The organism is Kosakonia quasisacchari (genome assembly GCF_004331415.1).
Taxonomy (GTDB): Bacteria; Pseudomonadota; Gammaproteobacteria; order Enterobacterales; family Enterobacteriaceae; genus Kosakonia; species Kosakonia quasisacchari.
This window is the reverse complement of record NZ_SJOP01000013.1, coordinates 136,518-152,205: the sequence shown is the minus strand read 5'-3', so window position 1 is coordinate 152,205 and position 15,688 is coordinate 136,518. Positions and strand designations below refer to the sequence as shown.

Genomic DNA, 15,688 nt, shown 5'->3' with positions numbered 1-15,688 from the left:
TATCCTTTCAGGCTGCGGTAATCAGCCAGCAGTTGTGGATCTGACGGTTACGGGCAAAATCCTGCGACTGCGTTTTTTGGGTGATTTCTTGTGCTTTAAGACCCAGTTTCGCCAGCCCGTCGAGATCCATACGGAAACCGCGTTTGTTATTGGAAAACATAATCGTGCCGCCCTTGCGCAACAGGCGTTTGAGATCTTCCATCAGCGCCATATGGTCGCGCTGTACATCAAAAGACTCTTCCATGCGTTTGGAGTTGGAGAAGGTCGGCGGATCGATAAAGATCAGGTCGAACTGCTCATCGGTCTCCCGCAGCCAGGCTAAGCAGTCGGCCTGAATCAGGCGATGCGCGCGACCGCTCAAACCGTTGAGGCGCAGATTACGCTCAGCCCACTCCAGATAAGTGCGTGACATATCCACAGTTGTCGTCGAGCGCGCGCCACCCAGACCCGCATGCACGCTGGCGCTGCCGGTATAAGAGAAAAGATTCAGGAAATCTTTGCCCTGGCTCATTTGACCGAGCATACGGCGAGCGATACGGTGATCGAGGAACAGACCAGTATCAAGATAATCGGTCAGGTTGACCCACAGGCGAGCGTTATATTCGCTCACTTCCATGAAATCACCCTTTTCATTCATTTTCTGATACTGATTGTTGCCCTTCTGCCGTTCACGGGTTTTCAGCACCAGCTTGTTTGGCGCAATCCCCAGCACATGAATGGTGGCCGCGATGATGTCAAACAGGCGCTGACGCGCTTTTTGCGCATCAATCGTTTTTGGTGCGGCATACTCCTGCACCACCACCCAATCAGCATAGCGATCGACCGCGACGTTGTAGTCTGGCAGATCGGCATCATACAGGCGATAGCATTCGATACCTTCCTGACGCGCCCATTTCTCCAGCTTTTTAACGTTCTTACGCAGGCGATTCGCGTAATCTTCCGCCATGGCAGGCGCTTTTGCTTCGCCGGTATTTTCCGCCAGATGGTAATTTTTCTGCACACAATCCAGCGGGCCGTTTTTCGCTTTGAACTGACGCTCAGCACGAAGTTGCAGGCAGTTCAGCAGATCAACCGAGGCGCTAAACAGTGACAGATTCCAGCCACCAAATTGTGCCTTCAGCAGACGACCCAACAGGCTGTGCAGCGCAATCAGCGCCGGTTCACTCTCCAGACGCTCACCATACGGCGGGTTACTGACAACCGTACCGTAGGGACCTGCTGGCAGCGGGTTACTCAGCTCAGCAACATCTTTCGCTTCGAAGGTTACCAGCTCGCCAATCCCGGCGCGGCGGGCGTTTTTACGCGCAATATCGATGACACGCGCGTCACTGTCTGAACCGTAAAAATGGGACGCGTAATTAGCCAGCCCCTCGCGCGCACGCGTTTGTGCTTCGGCTTTCACCTCTTGCCACAGCGCTTCATCGTGCTGCGCCCAACCACCAAAACCCCAGTGACCGCGGTGCAGACCCGGCGCGCGATCGGTTGCCGCCATCGCAGCTTCAATCAACAGTGTCCCGGAACCGCACATCGGATCGAGCAGCGGAGTGCCTGGCTGCCAGCCAGAACGCATCACGATCGCGGCGGCCAGGTTTTCTTTGATCGGCGCCATACCGGTGCGATCGCGGTAGCCGCGCAGGTGCAAACCTTCGCCGCTCAAATCAAGGGAGATATTCGCCGTGTCCTGGTTCAGCCAGACGTTAATACGCAGGTCCGGCATCTCACGTTCCACATTTGGACGCGGCAGGTTTTTGCGGGTAAAGCTATCGACGATCGCATCTTTTACTTTCAGCGCGCCGTACTGACTGTTACGGATTTCATCGTTCAGGCCACTAAAGTGGACGGCGAAGGTTGCGCCCGGATTAAACATCTCTGTCCAGTTGATCGCCTGCACACCAAGGTAGAGATCAAGATCGCTGTAAACCTTGCACTCCCCGAGCGGCAGCATAATGCGCGAAGCCAGACGACTCCACATCAGGCTTTGGTACAGGAGCCGCGTGTCCCCTTCAAAATGGACACCACCCTGAACAACCCGGCACTCAACAGCGCCGAGTTTTTCCAGTTCAGTTTTTAACAGCTCTTCCAGCCCGCGGGCCGTACTGGCAAACAGAGAAATCATAATCTCACTTACATTCAACGAAAATTGTTGCGCATTATAGCTAATCTGGCGTTCATGTCATAAAGTTGAGGGCTAATTTTCATCTGACAGGGGGAAGACGTGCCAACGCTTTCACGTCTTTTTATTCATCCGGTAAAATCCATGCGCGGTATCGGCCTGACACATGCGCTTGCCGACATCAGCGGCCTCGCTTTTGACCGTGTTTTTATGGTCACGCAACCCGATGGCACTTTTATTACCGCACGACAGTTTCCGCAGATGGTGCGCTTTATGCCATCACCGTTAACCGATGGTTTGCACCTGACCGCACCGGACGGCAGCAGCGCGGTGATTCGCTTTGCCGATTTTTCGCCCGAAGCCGCGCCCACGGAAGTGTGGGGTAACCACTTTACTGCGCTCATTGCGCCCGAAGAGATTAATCACTGGCTGAGCGGCTTTTTTTCGCGCGAGGTGCAATTGCGCTGGGTTGGACCTGAATTAACCCGCCGCGTCAAACGCCACGACGATGTGCCGTTATCTTTCGCTGATGGCTTTCCGTATCTGCTCGCTAATGAAGCCTCGCTGCGCGATTTACAAAGTCGTTGCCCTGCCAGCGTACAAATGGAGCAGTTTCGCCCCAACCTGGTGGTAACAGGCGCGCAACCGTGGGAAGAGGACAGCTGGAAAGTGGTGCGTATTGGCGAAGTGGTTTTCGATGTCGTGAAACCGTGCAGCCGCTGTGTGTTCACTACCGTCAGCCCGGAACGTGGGCAAAAACACCCTTCCGGTGAACCTCTCGCTACCTTACAGCGTTTTCGCACTGCGCAGGACAATGGCACCGTCGATTTTGGTCAAAACCTGATCGCGCGTAACAGCGGTGTGATTCGTGTTGGCGATGAGGTGGCGGTGTTGGCCACTGCGCCAGCGAAATTATACGGCGCTGACGAAGTGGAAGAGTCACTTATCCAGGATGCGTTACCCGCAGGAACCGTGGAAATCAACTGGCAAGGTCAAACATTTCGCGGCAATAACCAACAAGTGTTGCTGGAACAGCTGGAGAACCAGGGGATTCGCGTACCCTACTCCTGCCGCGCGGGTATTTGCGGTTGCTGCCGGATCAGTTTAGTGGAAGGTGAAGTCAGTGCGCTGAAGAAATCAGCGATTGCACAGGATGGTTCAATTCTTTGTTGTAGCTGTGTGCCGAAAACATCGCTACGACTGGAGGCTTAAACCGCCTGTTCGAGTGGAATCGCATTGGAATTCAGCTGCGGTTTAAGGCGATCGTTCATTATTTTAATCGCGTCGCCCAATTGCATGGTGCGCCCGGCAATCACTACGCCGGGTTGCGCCAGCAGGCACAACGCCGCGTTCTCACCAGGTTCAACCACCAGCAGATTCACGCACTCTTGCGTATCACTCAGCCAGACGCAAGCACCTTCGCCCGTAACAGGAGACCACTGGGAATCATGCGTCATAAAGTGCCAGCTTTTCGGCATTTGCGGCTTGAGGAAGCGAATCGCTACCAGTGCATTAAGCACAAGTTCAGCGCGCTGCTCATTGGATAATGGCAAATCGCGGCATTTTTCATCAAAGGAGAAATAAAGCGCAGCATCGTCAACGCAAAAACCAGACGGCGAGAAAGCGTCTGGCGTCAACATTTTACGGGCAAAACGAGAGCGAAATAACATGCCATTGGCTAAATCGAGCATCATGCGATCATGCTCATCATCAAAATACCAGCGCCAATTATCGTCAGGTTTAATTCGCATTTTCCTCTCCCCTTCCCCTAAACATCCTGTAACTTTTTCATCCTGTTTGCCGCCTCGTTTATTACCTAAATAATAAAAGACTAAAATGTTTAAATTAGCAACAGTGGTGGAATATAAAACAACCAGGGCGGGAAATAAAGCCCTGGTTGCACAGGAAGGGATAAAAGATTAGATATGAGTAACGATTTCTTTAATCAACGGCGGACCTTTAAAAATAAAGCCCGAATAAATTTGCACCAATGACGCACCGGCGGCGATTTTCTCGCGAGCCGCTATCACCGAGTCGATGCCGCCGACGCCAATAATCGGCAAGCGCCCTTTTAATTCTTGCGACAACCGCCGAATAATTTCCGTACTTTTTAATTGCAACGGACGACCACTTAAACCACCCGTTTCGTCACAATGTTTCATTCCCTGTACCAACGATCTTTCAAGCGTGGTATTCGTGGCAATAACACCATCAATATTGTGGCGAACTAAACTATCGGCCACTTGGATCAATTCCTCTTCAGAAAGATCTGGTGCGATCTTTACGGCTACCGGAACATATTTATGATGCAAGTTTTGCAGATCGTTTTGCTTATTCTTAATTGCCGTAAGCAGATCGTCCAGCGCTTCGCCATATTGTAGCGTGCGTAAACCGGGCGTATTTGGCGAAGAAATATTAATGGCGATATAACCCGCATAAGCATAGATTTTTTCCATGCAAATCAGGTAGTCATCTTTACCCTGCTCGACGGGTGTGTCTTTATTCTTGCCAATATTAATGCCCAGAACACCGTCGAAGCGCGATTTCTTCACGTTCTCAACCAGATTATCCACGCCAAGATTATTAAAGCCCATGCGGTTGATCAGCCCTTCAGCATCCACCAGACGGAAGATCCTCGGCTTGTCATTACCCGGCTGTGGGCGTGGCGTCACGGTACCAATTTCGATGGCGCCAAACCCCATCGCGCCCAGCGCATCTATGCACTCGCCATTTTTATCCAGCCCAGCCGCTAACCCCAACGGGTTTTTAAAGGTCAGACCCATGCATTTGACGGGTTTCTCCGGTACACGCTGACGCACGAGGGCTTCGAAAGGCGTGCCGGTAATACGCCGTAATTGCTGGAACGTTAATTCATGAGCGCGCTCTGGATCGAGCTGGAAAAGGGCTTTACGAACGAAGGGGTAGTACATGAACTCTCCTGGATTCCCGGTTGCAAACCGGGGGCGTATTATCAGTGATTACCCGGCGAAAGGGAATTGACCTGAGGCAAAAAAAGGCGATTCGACGCAATCGTTTTCTCTTACAACTCTCCTTTATGCAAATTTCAGCATTTTTTCATCGAATAAATCATTTAGCGGAATAAATCGACTCTGCCACAATGCCTTAAATTGTTATGAATGTTATCTAAAAGCAAACAATTGGTTATAAGGAGCGATTATGAGAGTTGTTACCCTGGCCGGAAGCCCACGCTTTCCTTCCCGCTCCAGCGCTTTGCTGGAGTATGCCCGCGAGCGCCTGAATGTACAGGATATCGAGGTGTATCACTGGCATTTGCAAAATTTTGCACCAGAGGATCTCATCTATGCCCGTTTCGATAGCCCCGCGTTGCAAACGTTTATTGGGCAACTCAACGAGGCGGACGGACTGATCGTTGCGACACCGATCTATAAAGCAGCTTATTCCGGAGCCCTAAAAACGCTGCTCGACCTGCTGCCTGAGCGTGCACTGGAAGGCAAAGTGGTATTGCCGCTGGCCACTGGCGGTACCGTAGCGCATATGCTGGCGGTGGATTACGCCCTGAAGCCGGTACTCAGCGCGCTGAAAGCACAAGAGATCCTGCACGGTGTTTTCGCCGATGATAGCCAGGTGCTGGATTACCAGCACAAACCCAGCCTGACACCCAATTTGCAGACCCGTCTGGATAAGGCACTGGAAACCTTCTGGCAAGCGTTGCACCGCCGGGACATTCAGGCGCCGGATTTCCATCTGCCGCAAGGAGTCGCGCATGTTTAATCTATTTAAAAGCCGCACGCAATGGCTGGCGTTAAGCGGTTTATTGACGCTTTCCGCCTGGACACAGGCCGCCGAACCGGCACCGGAGAGTTTGCGTATTGGTTACCAGAAAGGCAGCGTCAGTATGGTGCTGGCAAAAAGCTATGACCTGCTGGAGAAACGTTACCCGAACACCAAAATTACCTGGACCGAATTCCCGGCAGGCCCGCAAATGCTGGAAGCGCTGAATATTGGCAGTATCGATCTCGGCAGCACGGGCGATATTCCGCCGATTTTTGCCCAAGCCGCTGGCGCGGATCTGCTGTATGTCGGCGTTGAGCCGCCAAAGCCGAAAGCAGAAGTGATCCTTGTTGCCCAAAACAGCCCGATCAAAACAGTTGCCGATCTGAAAGGGCATAAAGTCGCTTTCCAGAAAGGTTCCAGCTCGCACAATTTACTGCTGCGCGCGCTGCAACAGGCCGGGCTGAAATTCAGCGATATTCAGCCGGTGTTCCTGACACCTGCAGATGCACGTGCCGCGTTCCAGCAAGGTAACGTTGATGCATGGGCTATTTGGGATCCTTACTATTCGGCGGCACTGTTGCAGGGTGGCGTGCGTGTATTAAAAGACGGCACCACGCTGAAACAGACCGGCTCCTTCTATTTGGCCTCGCGTCCCTATGCAGAAAAGAATGGTGCATTTATTCAGGGCGTTCTGGATACGTTTAGCGAAGCCGACGCGTTGACGCTTAGCCAGCGTGACGAAAGCATCGCGCTGTTTGCCAAAACGCTGGGACTGCCCCAGCCGGTGATTGCCACCTATTTCGATCACCGCCCACCAACAAAAATCTCGCCGGTCGATGAAACCACCGCCGCACTGCAACAGCAAACGGCCGATCTCTTTTATGAGAACCGTTTGCTACCGAAAAAAGTCGATATTCGCACCCGCATCTGGCAACCGGCCAAACAAGGAGCCAAGTCATGAGTTTAAATCTGTTCTGGTTTTTACCCACCCACGGTGATGGTCACTATTTAGGTACCGACCACGGCTCGCGCCCGGTAGATCATGCTTATTTGCAACAGGTCGCTCAGGCTGCGGATCGTTTAGGGTTCAGTGGGGTACTGATCCCCACAGGGCGCTCGTGTGAAGATGCCTGGCTGGTCGCCGCCTCGCTTATCCCGGTGACACAGCGGTTGAAGTTTCTTGTCGCCCTGCGCCCCAGCGTTACATCACCGACTGTCGCTGCGCGCCAGGCGGCTACGCTGGACAGGCTCTCAAATGGACGTGCGTTGTTTAACCTGGTGACCGGCAGCGATCCGCAAGAACTGGCCGGAGACGGCGTGTTTCTCGATCATACGCAGCGTTATGAAGCCTCTTCGGAATTTACCCACGTCTGGCGGCGTCTGCTGGAAGGCGACACCGTTGACTTCGACGGTAAACATATCCATGTGCGCGGCGCAAAACTCTTTTTCCCACCGGTGCAGCAGCCACGTCCGCCGCTCTATTTCGGCGGATCGTCCGATGTAGCACAAGATCTGGCCGCTGAGCAGGTTGACCTCTATCTGACGTGGGGCGAACCGCCTGAGCAGGTAAAAGAAAAAATTGAACAGGTGCGCGCCAAAGCCGCGGCTCACGGGCGTAAAGTGCGCTTCGGTATTCGCCTGCATGTGATTGTCCGGGAAACGAATGCAGAGGCCTGGCAGGCGGCGAACAACCTGATCGCCCATCTGGATGATGCCACGATTGCTAAAGCACAGGCCGCTTTCTCGCGCCAGGATTCCGTAGGTCAACAGCGGATGGCGGCGCTTCATGGCGGCAAACGCGATCAACTGGAGATCAGCCCCAACTTGTGGGCTGGCGTTGGGCTGGTGCGCGGCGGCGCGGGAACCGCGCTGGTGGGTGATGGCCCGACCGTCGCGGCGCGAATTAATGAATACGCCGCCCTCGGCATCGACAGCTTTATTCTTTCCGGCTATCCACATCTGGAAGAGGCATATCGCGTCGGCGAACTGCTGTTCCCGCATCTTGATGTCGCGGTTCCGCAAATTCCGCAGCCACAGCCGTTGCAACTGCAGGGAGAAACGGTGGCGAACGAATTTATTCCCCGTAAAGTGGCACAAAGCTGAGGTAATTATGGCAGCAGAAAAGAAATGGCTACTGCACATTGCCCCCTGGCTGCTGCCTGCAGGGGTTGTGGTGGTGTGGCAAATCGCCTCCTCCACCGGCTTGCTCTCCACGCGGATCCTTCCCTCGCCGGAAGGCGTGCTGGAAGCGTTCTGGACATTAAGCGTAAGCGGTGAATTGTGGCAACACTTGGCGATCAGCTCCTGGCGTGCAGCGATTGGTTTCTCGATTGGCGGCAGTATCGGCCTGACACTTGGGTTGATTAGTGGTCTGTCGCGCTGGGGAGAACGCCTGCTGGATACTTCTATCCAGATGCTGCGCAATGTGCCGCATCTGGCACTGATCCCACTGGTTATCTTGTGGTTTGGTATTGATGAGAGCGCGAAGATATTCCTCGTTGCGCTTGGCACCTTGTTCCCCATTTATATCAATACCTGGCACGGCATCCGCAACATCGACCGGGGATTACTGGAGATGGCACGCAGTTACGGTTTGTCCGGTTTTTCCCTCTTTGCCCATGTGATCCTGCCCGGCGCTCTGCCGTCGATTATGGTTGGCGTACGCTTTGCGCTCGGCCTGATGTGGCTGACGCTGATTGTGGCCGAGACGATTTCCGCCAATGCCGGGATTGGCTACCTGGCGATGAATGCGCGCGAGTTCCTGCAGACCGATGTTGTCGTGGTAGCCATTATTCTCTATGCCCTGCTCGGCAAACTGGCCGATGTGAGTGCCCAGTTGCTGGAGCGTCTGTGGCTACGCTGGCATCCTGCTTACCATATCAAGGAGGCAACAGCATGAACACTGCGCGACTCACTCAGGGGATCCCGCTGTTATTGAACGGCGTGAGTAAGCACTACGGCAATAACACCGTGCTGAGCGGGCTGGATCTGCATATTGGCGCCGGGCAGTTTGTCGCCGTGGTAGGCCGCAGCGGCGGAGGCAAAAGCACGCTGCTGCGCCTGCTGGCCGGGCTGGAAACCGCCAATGCAGGAGAACTGCTGGCGGGCAATACGCCGCTGGCGAACATTCAAAACGACACGCGAATGATGTTTCAGGATGCCCGGTTGCTGCCATGGAAATCAGTGATAGATAATGTCGGTTTAGGGTTGAAAGGCCGCTGGCGGGAAGCTGCGCAGGATGCGTTACGCGCGGTCGGGCTGGAAAAACGAGCCAGCGAGTGGCCTGCGGCGTTGTCCGGCGGTCAGAAACAGCGGGTCGCGCTGGCACGTGCGCTGGTACATCAACCGGGGTTGTTACTGCTGGACGAACCATTAGGCGCGCTGGATGCGTTAACCCGGCTGGAGATGCAGGCACTCATCACACAGTTATGGCAGGCACACGGGTTCACCGTGGTACTGGTGACACATGATGTCAGCGAAGCAGTGGCAATGGCGGATCGCGTACTGCTGATAGAAGATGGAAAAATCGGGCTGGACTTAGCCGTCGATCTGCCGCGTCCACGCCGCCTGGGATCGGTGAGGCTGGCAGAACTGGAAGCGGAAGTATTGAGCCGGGTGATGAAACGCAGCGAGTCGGAAACCGTTCCGTTACCTCAAACTCGTCACGCTTAATGTTCTGTATTAACCGGCACAGATCCGCCCATTAAGGCTTATTGCTTACGGCAAACCACGCTCTGTCGGCGTGATCAGCCACCGGTTTGGGTTCTGTCTGGTTGGCTTTGGGGTTAAATCACGAACTGGCAGACGCTTCTTTATAACGGTCTCGACGCGCCCTTTGCGGGGGAAATTATTGCCGCCTTCGGTGAAGGCGGCATTTTTATTACGCCAGTGCTTTGCTGACTTTCTCGTACAGATCGCCGGAAAGGTTCGGCAATGCTTTTAACTGCTCCAGCGCCGCACGCATCATCGCCTGACGTTTAGCGTCATAGCGTTTCAGGCGGATCAGCGGCTCAATCAGACGCGATGCTACTTGCGGGTTGCGGCTGTTCAGCTCAGTGAGCATTTCAGCCAGGAACTGATAGCCGCTACCATCCAGCGCATGGAACGCTGCCGGGTTGCTGCCAGCAAAAGCGCCAATCAACGAGCGGATGCGGTTCGGGTTGCTGAGGGTGAACGAGCGGTGTTTCAGCAGGCTGCGCACCGTTTGCAGCACATCTTCCGCCGGGCTGGTAGCCTGCAGGATAAACCATTTATCCATGACCAGACCGTCGTGATGCCATTTGTCATCGTACTCCTGCATCAGCATCTCGCGGCATGGCAGCTGTGCGGCAACAGCCGCTGAGAGCGCCGCCAGCGCATCCGTCATGTTATCCGCACTGTGATACTGCTGGCTCACCAGTTTGTCTGCCAGTTGCGCATCGCCAAACGCCAGATAGCGCAGACAAGTGTTGCGCAAGGAACGTTTGCCGATATCCGCATGTTCAACGCGGTAGCTATCGAGTTTGTGCGCGTTATACACAGCCAGACACTCATCGGCGAGTTCGGTGGCAAGCGTGCGCGTCAGCGCTTCACGTACCGCCGCGATGGCCACAGGATCGATGGTTTCAAATAGCTCGGCGATCTCATTTGCCGACGGCAGCGTCAGGATCTCCGCAGCCAGCGCTGGATCAATCGTCTCGTCCAGCAGGATCGCGCGAAAAGCATCCGCGACATGCAGTGGCAGCGACAGCGCCTGGCCTTGTTGGTGGCGCGCAACGTTCAGCTTAATATGCGTTGCCAGCAGGCTTTGCGCCGCGTCCCAGCGGGAGAAATCGTTACTTGCGTGGCGCATCAGGAAGGTGAGTTGCTGATCGCTCCACTTATATTCCAGCTTCACCGGCGCGGAGAATTCACGCAGCAGCGACGGCACCGGCTGGAAATAGACATTATCAAAGATAAACGTCTGCTCCGCCTGAGTGACGTTCAGGACGTTATGCACCGGATGACCGTCTTTCTGCAACGGGATCACTTTACCTTCGTTATCGTACAGTTCGATATCGAACGGAATGTGCAGCGGCTGTTTGTCTTGCTGCTCGGCAGTCGGCGGCGTGCGCTGGCTAATGGTCAGCGTATATTGTTCGGTGTTCGGGTTGTAATCATCGTGCACCGTAACCACCGGCGTACCGGCCTGGCTGTACCAGCGGCGGAAATGCGACAAGTCAATATTCGACGCATCTTCCATGGCCTGCACGAAATCGTCGCAGGTCGCCGCGCTACCGTCATGACGCTCAAAATAGAGCTGCATCCCTTTCTGGAAATTCTCTTCGCCAAGCAGCGTATGCATCATGCGAATCACTTCCGCGCCCTTTTCATACACCGTCAGGGTGTAGAAGTTATTCATTTCAATGACTTTATCCGGGCGGATCGGGTGCGCCATCGGGCTGGCGTCTTCAGCGAACTGCATACCGCGCATGGTGCGCACGTTATTGATGCGGTTTACCGCACGGGAACCCAGATCAGAGCTGAACTCCTGATCGCGGAACACCGTCAGGCCTTCTTTCAGGCTGAGCTGGAACCAGTCGCGGCAGGTCACTCGGTTACCGGTCCAGTTATGGAAGTATTCGTGACCAATTACGCGCTCAATATCAAGGTAGTCTTTATCGGTAGCGGTATCGGTGCGGGCAAGCACGTATTTCGAGTTGAAGATGTTCAACCCTTTGTTCTCCATGGCGCCCATATTGAAGAAGTCGACAGCGACAATCATATAAATGTCGAGATCGTATTCGAGGCCGAAACGCTCTTCGTCCCATTTCATGGAATTTTTCAGTGAGGTCATCGCCCACGGCGCACGATCGAGATTGCCGCGATCGACATACAGCTCCAGCGCCACTTCACGCCCGGAACGGGTGGTGAACGTGTCTCGCAGAACGTCGAAATCCCCGGCGACCAGCGCAAACAGATAGCAGGGTTTCGGGAACGGATCCTGCCACTGTACCCAGTGACGACCATTTTCCAGCTCGCCCTGATCAACGCGGTTGCCGTTAGAGAGCAAGAACGGATAGCGGGTTTTATCGGCAATCAGCTTGGTGGTAAAACGCGCCAGCACATCCGGGCGGTCAAGATACCAGGTAATATGGCGGAAGCCTTCCGCTTCACACTGCGTACACAGCGCTTCACCGGACTGGTACAGCCCTTCGAGCGCAGTGTTCGCGGCCGGGCTTATCTCATTCACAATGCGCAAGGTAAAACGCTCTGGCAAGCCATCGATCACCAGTTGGGAGCCTTCTTCTTTATAGTTGGTCCAGGGCTCATCATTTACGTGAATGGAAATCAGCGTCAGCTCGCCGCCATCCAGGCGCAGCGGCACAGCAGAGGCGCTATGGCGTGACACTTTGCTCAGCGCGGTGACGACGGCTTTGGCAGCGTCAAGGTCAAAGGTCAAGTCAATATCGCTAATCAGGTAGTCCGGCGCACGGTAGTCGTGGCGGTATTTGGCTTGTGGCTGTTGTGTCATAAAAAACCTTTAGCATCTTCTGTTGGTTACGACTCCAGTCTATTCCGGTTGCCGCAAACGCGCCACGCAGAATCTTCATCTTTTCAGAGGGAAAAGCTCTGTCTGCTACATTTTTATAACAGGAGGCACGAAATGCCATCGACCCGTTCTGTGCGTTATGGTGTGATCAGGGTTCAATAACCTGGTAAACAAGGTATACTCCAGCGACTATTTGCTTTGTTTATTGTACTAAACGCTCCTGTAAGAGGATGCTACTGCGCACCATGACTCAACTCGCTTTCTCTGGTCTGCAAACGCTGCTGGATACCGACGCTTACAAGCTGCACATGCAACAAGCGGTGTTCCACCACTATTATGACGTGCATGTCACGGCTGAATTCCGCTGTCGCGGTGATGACCTGCTCGGTATTTATGCCGATGCCGTCCGCGAACAGGTCGAGGCCATGCAGTCGTTGCGTCTGCAAGATGACGAGTATCTGTGGCTGTCCGGCCTCCCCTTCTTCCAGCCTGACTACCTTAACTGGCTACGTCATTTTCGTTACGACCCGCGCCAGGTCACGATCACCAACGACAACGGCAAGCTGCATATCAGCCTTTCCGGCCCGTGGCGTGAAGTGATCATGTGGGAAGTACCGCTGCTGGCCGTGATCAGTGAAGTGGTTCATCGCTGCCGTTCGCCGCAGACAGGCGTTCAGCAGGCTCTACTGCATCTGGAAGAGAAGCTGGCGGATTTTGCTGCGCGCACCGCGCAGGTTGATATGTCCGGTTTCCGTCTGATGGATTTCGGTACGCGCCGCCGTTTCTCCCGCGATGTACAACTAGCCATAGTCGAACGGTTGCAACAAGAACCCTGGTTTATTGGTACCAGTAATTATGACCTGGCCCGCCGCCTGTCGCTGACCCCCATGGGCACCCAGGCGCATGAGTGGTTCCAGGCACACCAACAGATCAGCCCCGATTTGGCCACCAGCCAGCGCGCAGCACTCGCGGCATGGCTCGAAGAGTATCCAAACCAGTTGGGGATTGCGTTAACAGACTGCATTACGATGGATGCGTTTTTACGTGACTTCGGCCCGGAATTCGCAACCCGTTACCAGGGTCTGCGCCATGATTCTGGCGATCCAGTGGAATGGGGTGAAAAAGCCATTGCCCACTATGAGAAGCTCGGCATCGATCCTCTGTCGAAGACGCTGATATTCTCGGACAATCTCGATCTGAACAAAGCGCTGGATCTCTATTGCCACTTTGCCGAGCGCGTCAAGCTGGGCTTTGGTATCGGGACACGCCTGACGTGTGATATTCCCGGCGTGAAACCGCTGAATATTGTTATCAAACTCGTTGAATGCAACGGAAAACCGGTGGCGAAATTATCCGACAGCCCCGGCAAAACTATCTGCCACGACAAGGCGTTTGTCCGCGCACTACGCGAAGCATTTGACCTGCCGCAGGTCAAAAAAGCCAGTTAATCACCGGGAGCCTGAATGCTCCCTTCTTTTTTGCCGATAATTTATTAATTGTTCCTGCGAATTCTGCTTGTCTGATGGCGTACGCCAGGTAACATAGATATCCCCCCTTATCGGGCGGACAAGTGTTTATTTTTTCCGACTATTAACAGAGAGAATATTATGAGCGTTGTGCCTGTAGCCGACGTATTCCATAGCCGCGTTGCCGTTGACAGTGAAGTCACCGTACGCGGATGGGTACGCACCCGCCGAGATTCTAAAGCTGGTATCTCCTTCCTCGCCGTTTATGACGGCTCCTGCTTTAATCCTGTACAGGCCGTTATTAATAATTCTCTGCCCAATTACAATCAGGACATTTTACGCCTGACTACCGGTTGCTCGGTAATTGTGACCGGCAAAGTTGTGGCCTCACCGGGCGAAGGTCAGAGTCTGGAAATTCAAGCCACATCTGTCGAAGTCACCGGCTGGGTTGAAGATCCGGATACCTACCCGATGGCGGCCAAACGCCACAGCATTGAGTATCTGCGCGAAGTTGCCCATTTGCGCCCGCGCACCAACCTGATTGGCGCGGTTGCGCGCGTTCGCCATACGCTGGCGCAGGCGCTGCATCGCTTCTTCGACGAACAAGGTTTCTTCTGGGTCTCCTCGCCGCTTATCACCGCGTCAGATACCGAAGGCGCGGGCGAAATGTTCCGCGTCTCCACGCTGGACATGGAAAACCTGCCGCGTACTGCGGAAGGCAAAGTTGATTTTGATAAAGATTTTTTTGGCAAAGAAGCATTCCTGACCGTTTCCGGTCAGTTGAATGCTGAAACCTATGCCTGCGCCCTATCCAAGGTTTATACCTTCGGCCCGACTTTCCGCGCAGAGAATTCCAACACCAGCCGCCACCTGGCAGAGTTCTGGATGCTGGAACCGGAAATCGCTTTCGCCAATCTCGACGATAACGCCCGTCTGGCTGAAGCGATGCTGAAATACGCCTTTAAAGCGGTTCTGGAAGAGCGTCTGGATGATCTGAAATTCTTTGAAGAGCGTGTGGACAAAGACGCGATTGGTCGTCTGGAGCGTTTCATCGCGGCAGATTTCGCCCAGGTAGATTACACCGATGCGGTCGCCATTCTCGAAAAATGCGGTGAGAAGTTCGAGAACCCGGTTTATTGGGGCGTTGACCTGGCTTCTGAACATGAACGTTACCTGGCCGAGAGACACTTCAAAGCGCCGGTGGTAGTGAAAAACTACCCGAAAGATATCAAAGCCTTCTATATGCGCCTTAACGAAGATGGCAAAACCGTGGCGGCGATGGACGTGCTGGCACCGGGTATCGGTGAAATCATCGGCGGTTCGCAGCGTGAAGAGCGTCTTGATGTCCTGGATGCCCGTATGGCGGAAATGGGACTGAATAAAGAAGACTACTGGTGGTATCGCGATCTGCGTCGTTACGGCACAGTACCGCACTCCGGTTTCGGTCTCGGTTTTGAACGCCTGATTGCCTATGTGACCGGCGTACAGAACGTGCGTGATGTAATTCCATTCCCGCGCACGCCACGCAGCGCAACGTTCTGATGTTCTAAAGGCCAGCGTTATCGCTGGCCTTTTTCATTTATGTGACACCCGTCAACTTTTATTAACAGCACCTCAGCGCCCTCATCGAATTTCACTGCTTTTTTACCCTTCTTTGCACATTTTTACGCCTGAAAACCTTCACTACAAAAAACACCCCATCCTTTTATTGCGGGATATGTCAGCCTGTTAATTAGCACTTTTGGTTAAAATTCACACAGACATCCAGATGGCTGAATGTCATTATTAGAAAAAACGTGCCGCAGACATTTACTGGATAAGAAAAGCCTTTATCTTAATTAA

At 53.9% G+C, this 15,688-nt stretch carries 12 protein-coding genes; 8 read left to right on the top strand and 4 right to left on the bottom strand.

Annotated features, from left to right (window positions below; all coding sequences use genetic code 11):
- Positions 1–7: 7 nt before the first annotated feature.
- A complete protein-coding gene (gene rlmKL, locus E0L21_RS15510) occupies positions 8–2,116 on the bottom strand; it encodes a bifunctional 23S rRNA (guanine(2069)-N(7))-methyltransferase RlmK/23S rRNA (guanine(2445)-N(2))-methyltransferase RlmL (RefSeq protein WP_131411013.1) in 2,109 nt (702 codons plus the stop codon).
- A 99-nt stretch (positions 2,117–2,215) separates the two neighbouring features.
- Here rlmKL and E0L21_RS15505 point away from each other — a divergent pair, with 99 nt between their 5' ends.
- Complete coding sequence (locus E0L21_RS15505) at positions 2,216–3,325, top strand: YcbX family protein (RefSeq protein WP_131411011.1); 1,110 nt, start codon at positions 2,216–2,218, stop codon at positions 3,323–3,325.
- Here E0L21_RS15505 and zapC read toward each other — a convergent pair.
- A complete protein-coding gene (gene zapC / locus E0L21_RS15500; protein WP_131411009.1) occupies positions 3,322–3,864 on the bottom strand; it encodes a cell division protein ZapC in 543 nt (180 codons plus the stop codon). The genes E0L21_RS15505 and zapC overlap by 4 nt on opposite strands.
- 168 nt (positions 3,865–4,032) lie before the next feature.
- Entirely contained in the window at positions 4,033–5,043 is a 1,011-nt protein-coding gene (pyrD, locus tag E0L21_RS15495; RefSeq protein WP_131411007.1) for a quinone-dependent dihydroorotate dehydrogenase, read from the bottom strand.
- Positions 5,044–5,290: 247 nt separating this feature from the next.
- On the opposite strand from pyrD, the gene ssuE reads away from it, so the two are divergent.
- Genes ssuE through ssuB form a run of 5 tightly spaced genes read left to right on the top strand, consistent with a single transcriptional unit; the run spans position 5,291 to position 9,541 of the window.
- The gene (ssuE, locus tag E0L21_RS15490) at positions 5,291–5,866 is read left to right on the top strand and encodes an NADPH-dependent FMN reductase (RefSeq protein ID WP_131411005.1); all 576 of its coding nucleotides are present in this window, start codon (positions 5,291–5,293) and stop codon (positions 5,864–5,866) included.
- Positions 5,859–6,830 carry a sulfonate ABC transporter substrate-binding protein gene (locus E0L21_RS15485; RefSeq protein WP_131411003.1) on the top strand — a complete coding sequence of 324 codons (972 nt, stop codon included), beginning with the start codon at positions 5,859–5,861 and terminating at the stop codon, positions 6,828–6,830. Before ssuE ends, E0L21_RS15485 begins: the two co-directional genes overlap by 8 nt.
- Positions 6,827–7,972 carry an FMNH2-dependent alkanesulfonate monooxygenase gene (gene ssuD / locus E0L21_RS15480; RefSeq protein WP_131411001.1) on the top strand — a complete coding sequence of 382 codons (1,146 nt, stop codon included), beginning with the start codon at positions 6,827–6,829 and terminating at the stop codon, positions 7,970–7,972. The genes E0L21_RS15485 and ssuD overlap by 4 nt, the downstream gene beginning before the upstream one ends.
- Before the next feature lie 7 nt (positions 7,973–7,979).
- Entirely contained in the window at positions 7,980–8,768 is a 789-nt protein-coding gene (ssuC, locus tag E0L21_RS15475) for an aliphatic sulfonate ABC transporter permease SsuC (protein ID WP_131410999.1), read from the top strand.
- On the top strand, positions 8,765–9,541 hold the full coding sequence (gene ssuB / locus E0L21_RS15470; RefSeq protein ID WP_131410997.1) for an aliphatic sulfonates ABC transporter ATP-binding protein: 777 nt from the start codon (positions 8,765–8,767) through the stop codon (positions 9,539–9,541). The genes ssuC and ssuB overlap by 4 nt, the downstream gene beginning before the upstream one ends.
- A gap of 208 nt (positions 9,542–9,749) precedes the next feature.
- On the opposite strand, the gene pepN is transcribed toward ssuB, so the two are convergent.
- Entirely contained in the window at positions 9,750–12,362 is a 2,613-nt protein-coding gene (pepN, locus tag E0L21_RS15465) for an aminopeptidase N (protein ID WP_131410995.1), read from the bottom strand.
- Between the two features lie 263 nt (positions 12,363–12,625).
- Here pepN and pncB point away from each other — a divergent pair, with 263 nt between their 5' ends.
- Both pncB and asnS read left to right on the top strand, forming a co-directional pair.
- A complete protein-coding gene (gene pncB, locus E0L21_RS15455; RefSeq protein WP_131410991.1) occupies positions 12,626–13,828 on the top strand; it encodes a nicotinate phosphoribosyltransferase in 1,203 nt (400 codons plus the stop codon).
- Between the two features lie 159 nt (positions 13,829–13,987).
- Entirely contained in the window at positions 13,988–15,388 is a 1,401-nt protein-coding gene (gene asnS / locus E0L21_RS15450) for an asparagine--tRNA ligase (protein ID WP_131410989.1), read from the top strand.
- Positions 15,389–15,688: the final 300 nt, after the last annotated feature.

What these genes read in the sequence shown, in the direction of transcription:
- rlmKL (WP_131411013.1), bottom strand. Translation starts at nt 2,116, where the DNA reads ATGATTTCTCTGTTTGCCAGTACGGCCCGCGGGCTGGAAGAGCTGTTA.
- zapC (WP_131411009.1), bottom strand. Translation starts at nt 3,864, where the DNA reads ATGCGAATTAAACCTGACGATAATTGGCGCTGGTATTTTGATGATGAG.
- pyrD (WP_131411007.1), bottom strand. Translation starts at nt 5,043, where the DNA reads ATGTACTACCCCTTCGTTCGTAAAGCCCTTTTCCAGCTCGATCCAGAG.
- ssuE (WP_131411005.1), top strand. Translation starts at nt 5,291, where the DNA reads ATGAGAGTTGTTACCCTGGCCGGAAGCCCACGCTTTCCTTCCCGCTCC.
- E0L21_RS15485 (WP_131411003.1), top strand. Translation starts at nt 5,859, where the DNA reads ATGTTTAATCTATTTAAAAGCCGCACGCAATGGCTGGCGTTAAGCGGT.
- ssuD (WP_131411001.1), top strand. Translation starts at nt 6,827, where the DNA reads ATGAGTTTAAATCTGTTCTGGTTTTTACCCACCCACGGTGATGGTCAC.
- ssuC (WP_131410999.1), top strand. Translation starts at nt 7,980, where the DNA reads ATGGCAGCAGAAAAGAAATGGCTACTGCACATTGCCCCCTGGCTGCTG.
- ssuB (WP_131410997.1), top strand. Translation starts at nt 8,765, where the DNA reads ATGAACACTGCGCGACTCACTCAGGGGATCCCGCTGTTATTGAACGGC.
- pepN (WP_131410995.1), bottom strand. Translation starts at nt 12,362, where the DNA reads ATGACACAACAGCCACAAGCCAAATACCGCCACGACTACCGTGCGCCG.
- pncB (WP_131410991.1), top strand. Translation starts at nt 12,626, where the DNA reads ATGACTCAACTCGCTTTCTCTGGTCTGCAAACGCTGCTGGATACCGAC.
- asnS (WP_131410989.1), top strand. Translation starts at nt 13,988, where the DNA reads ATGAGCGTTGTGCCTGTAGCCGACGTATTCCATAGCCGCGTTGCCGTT.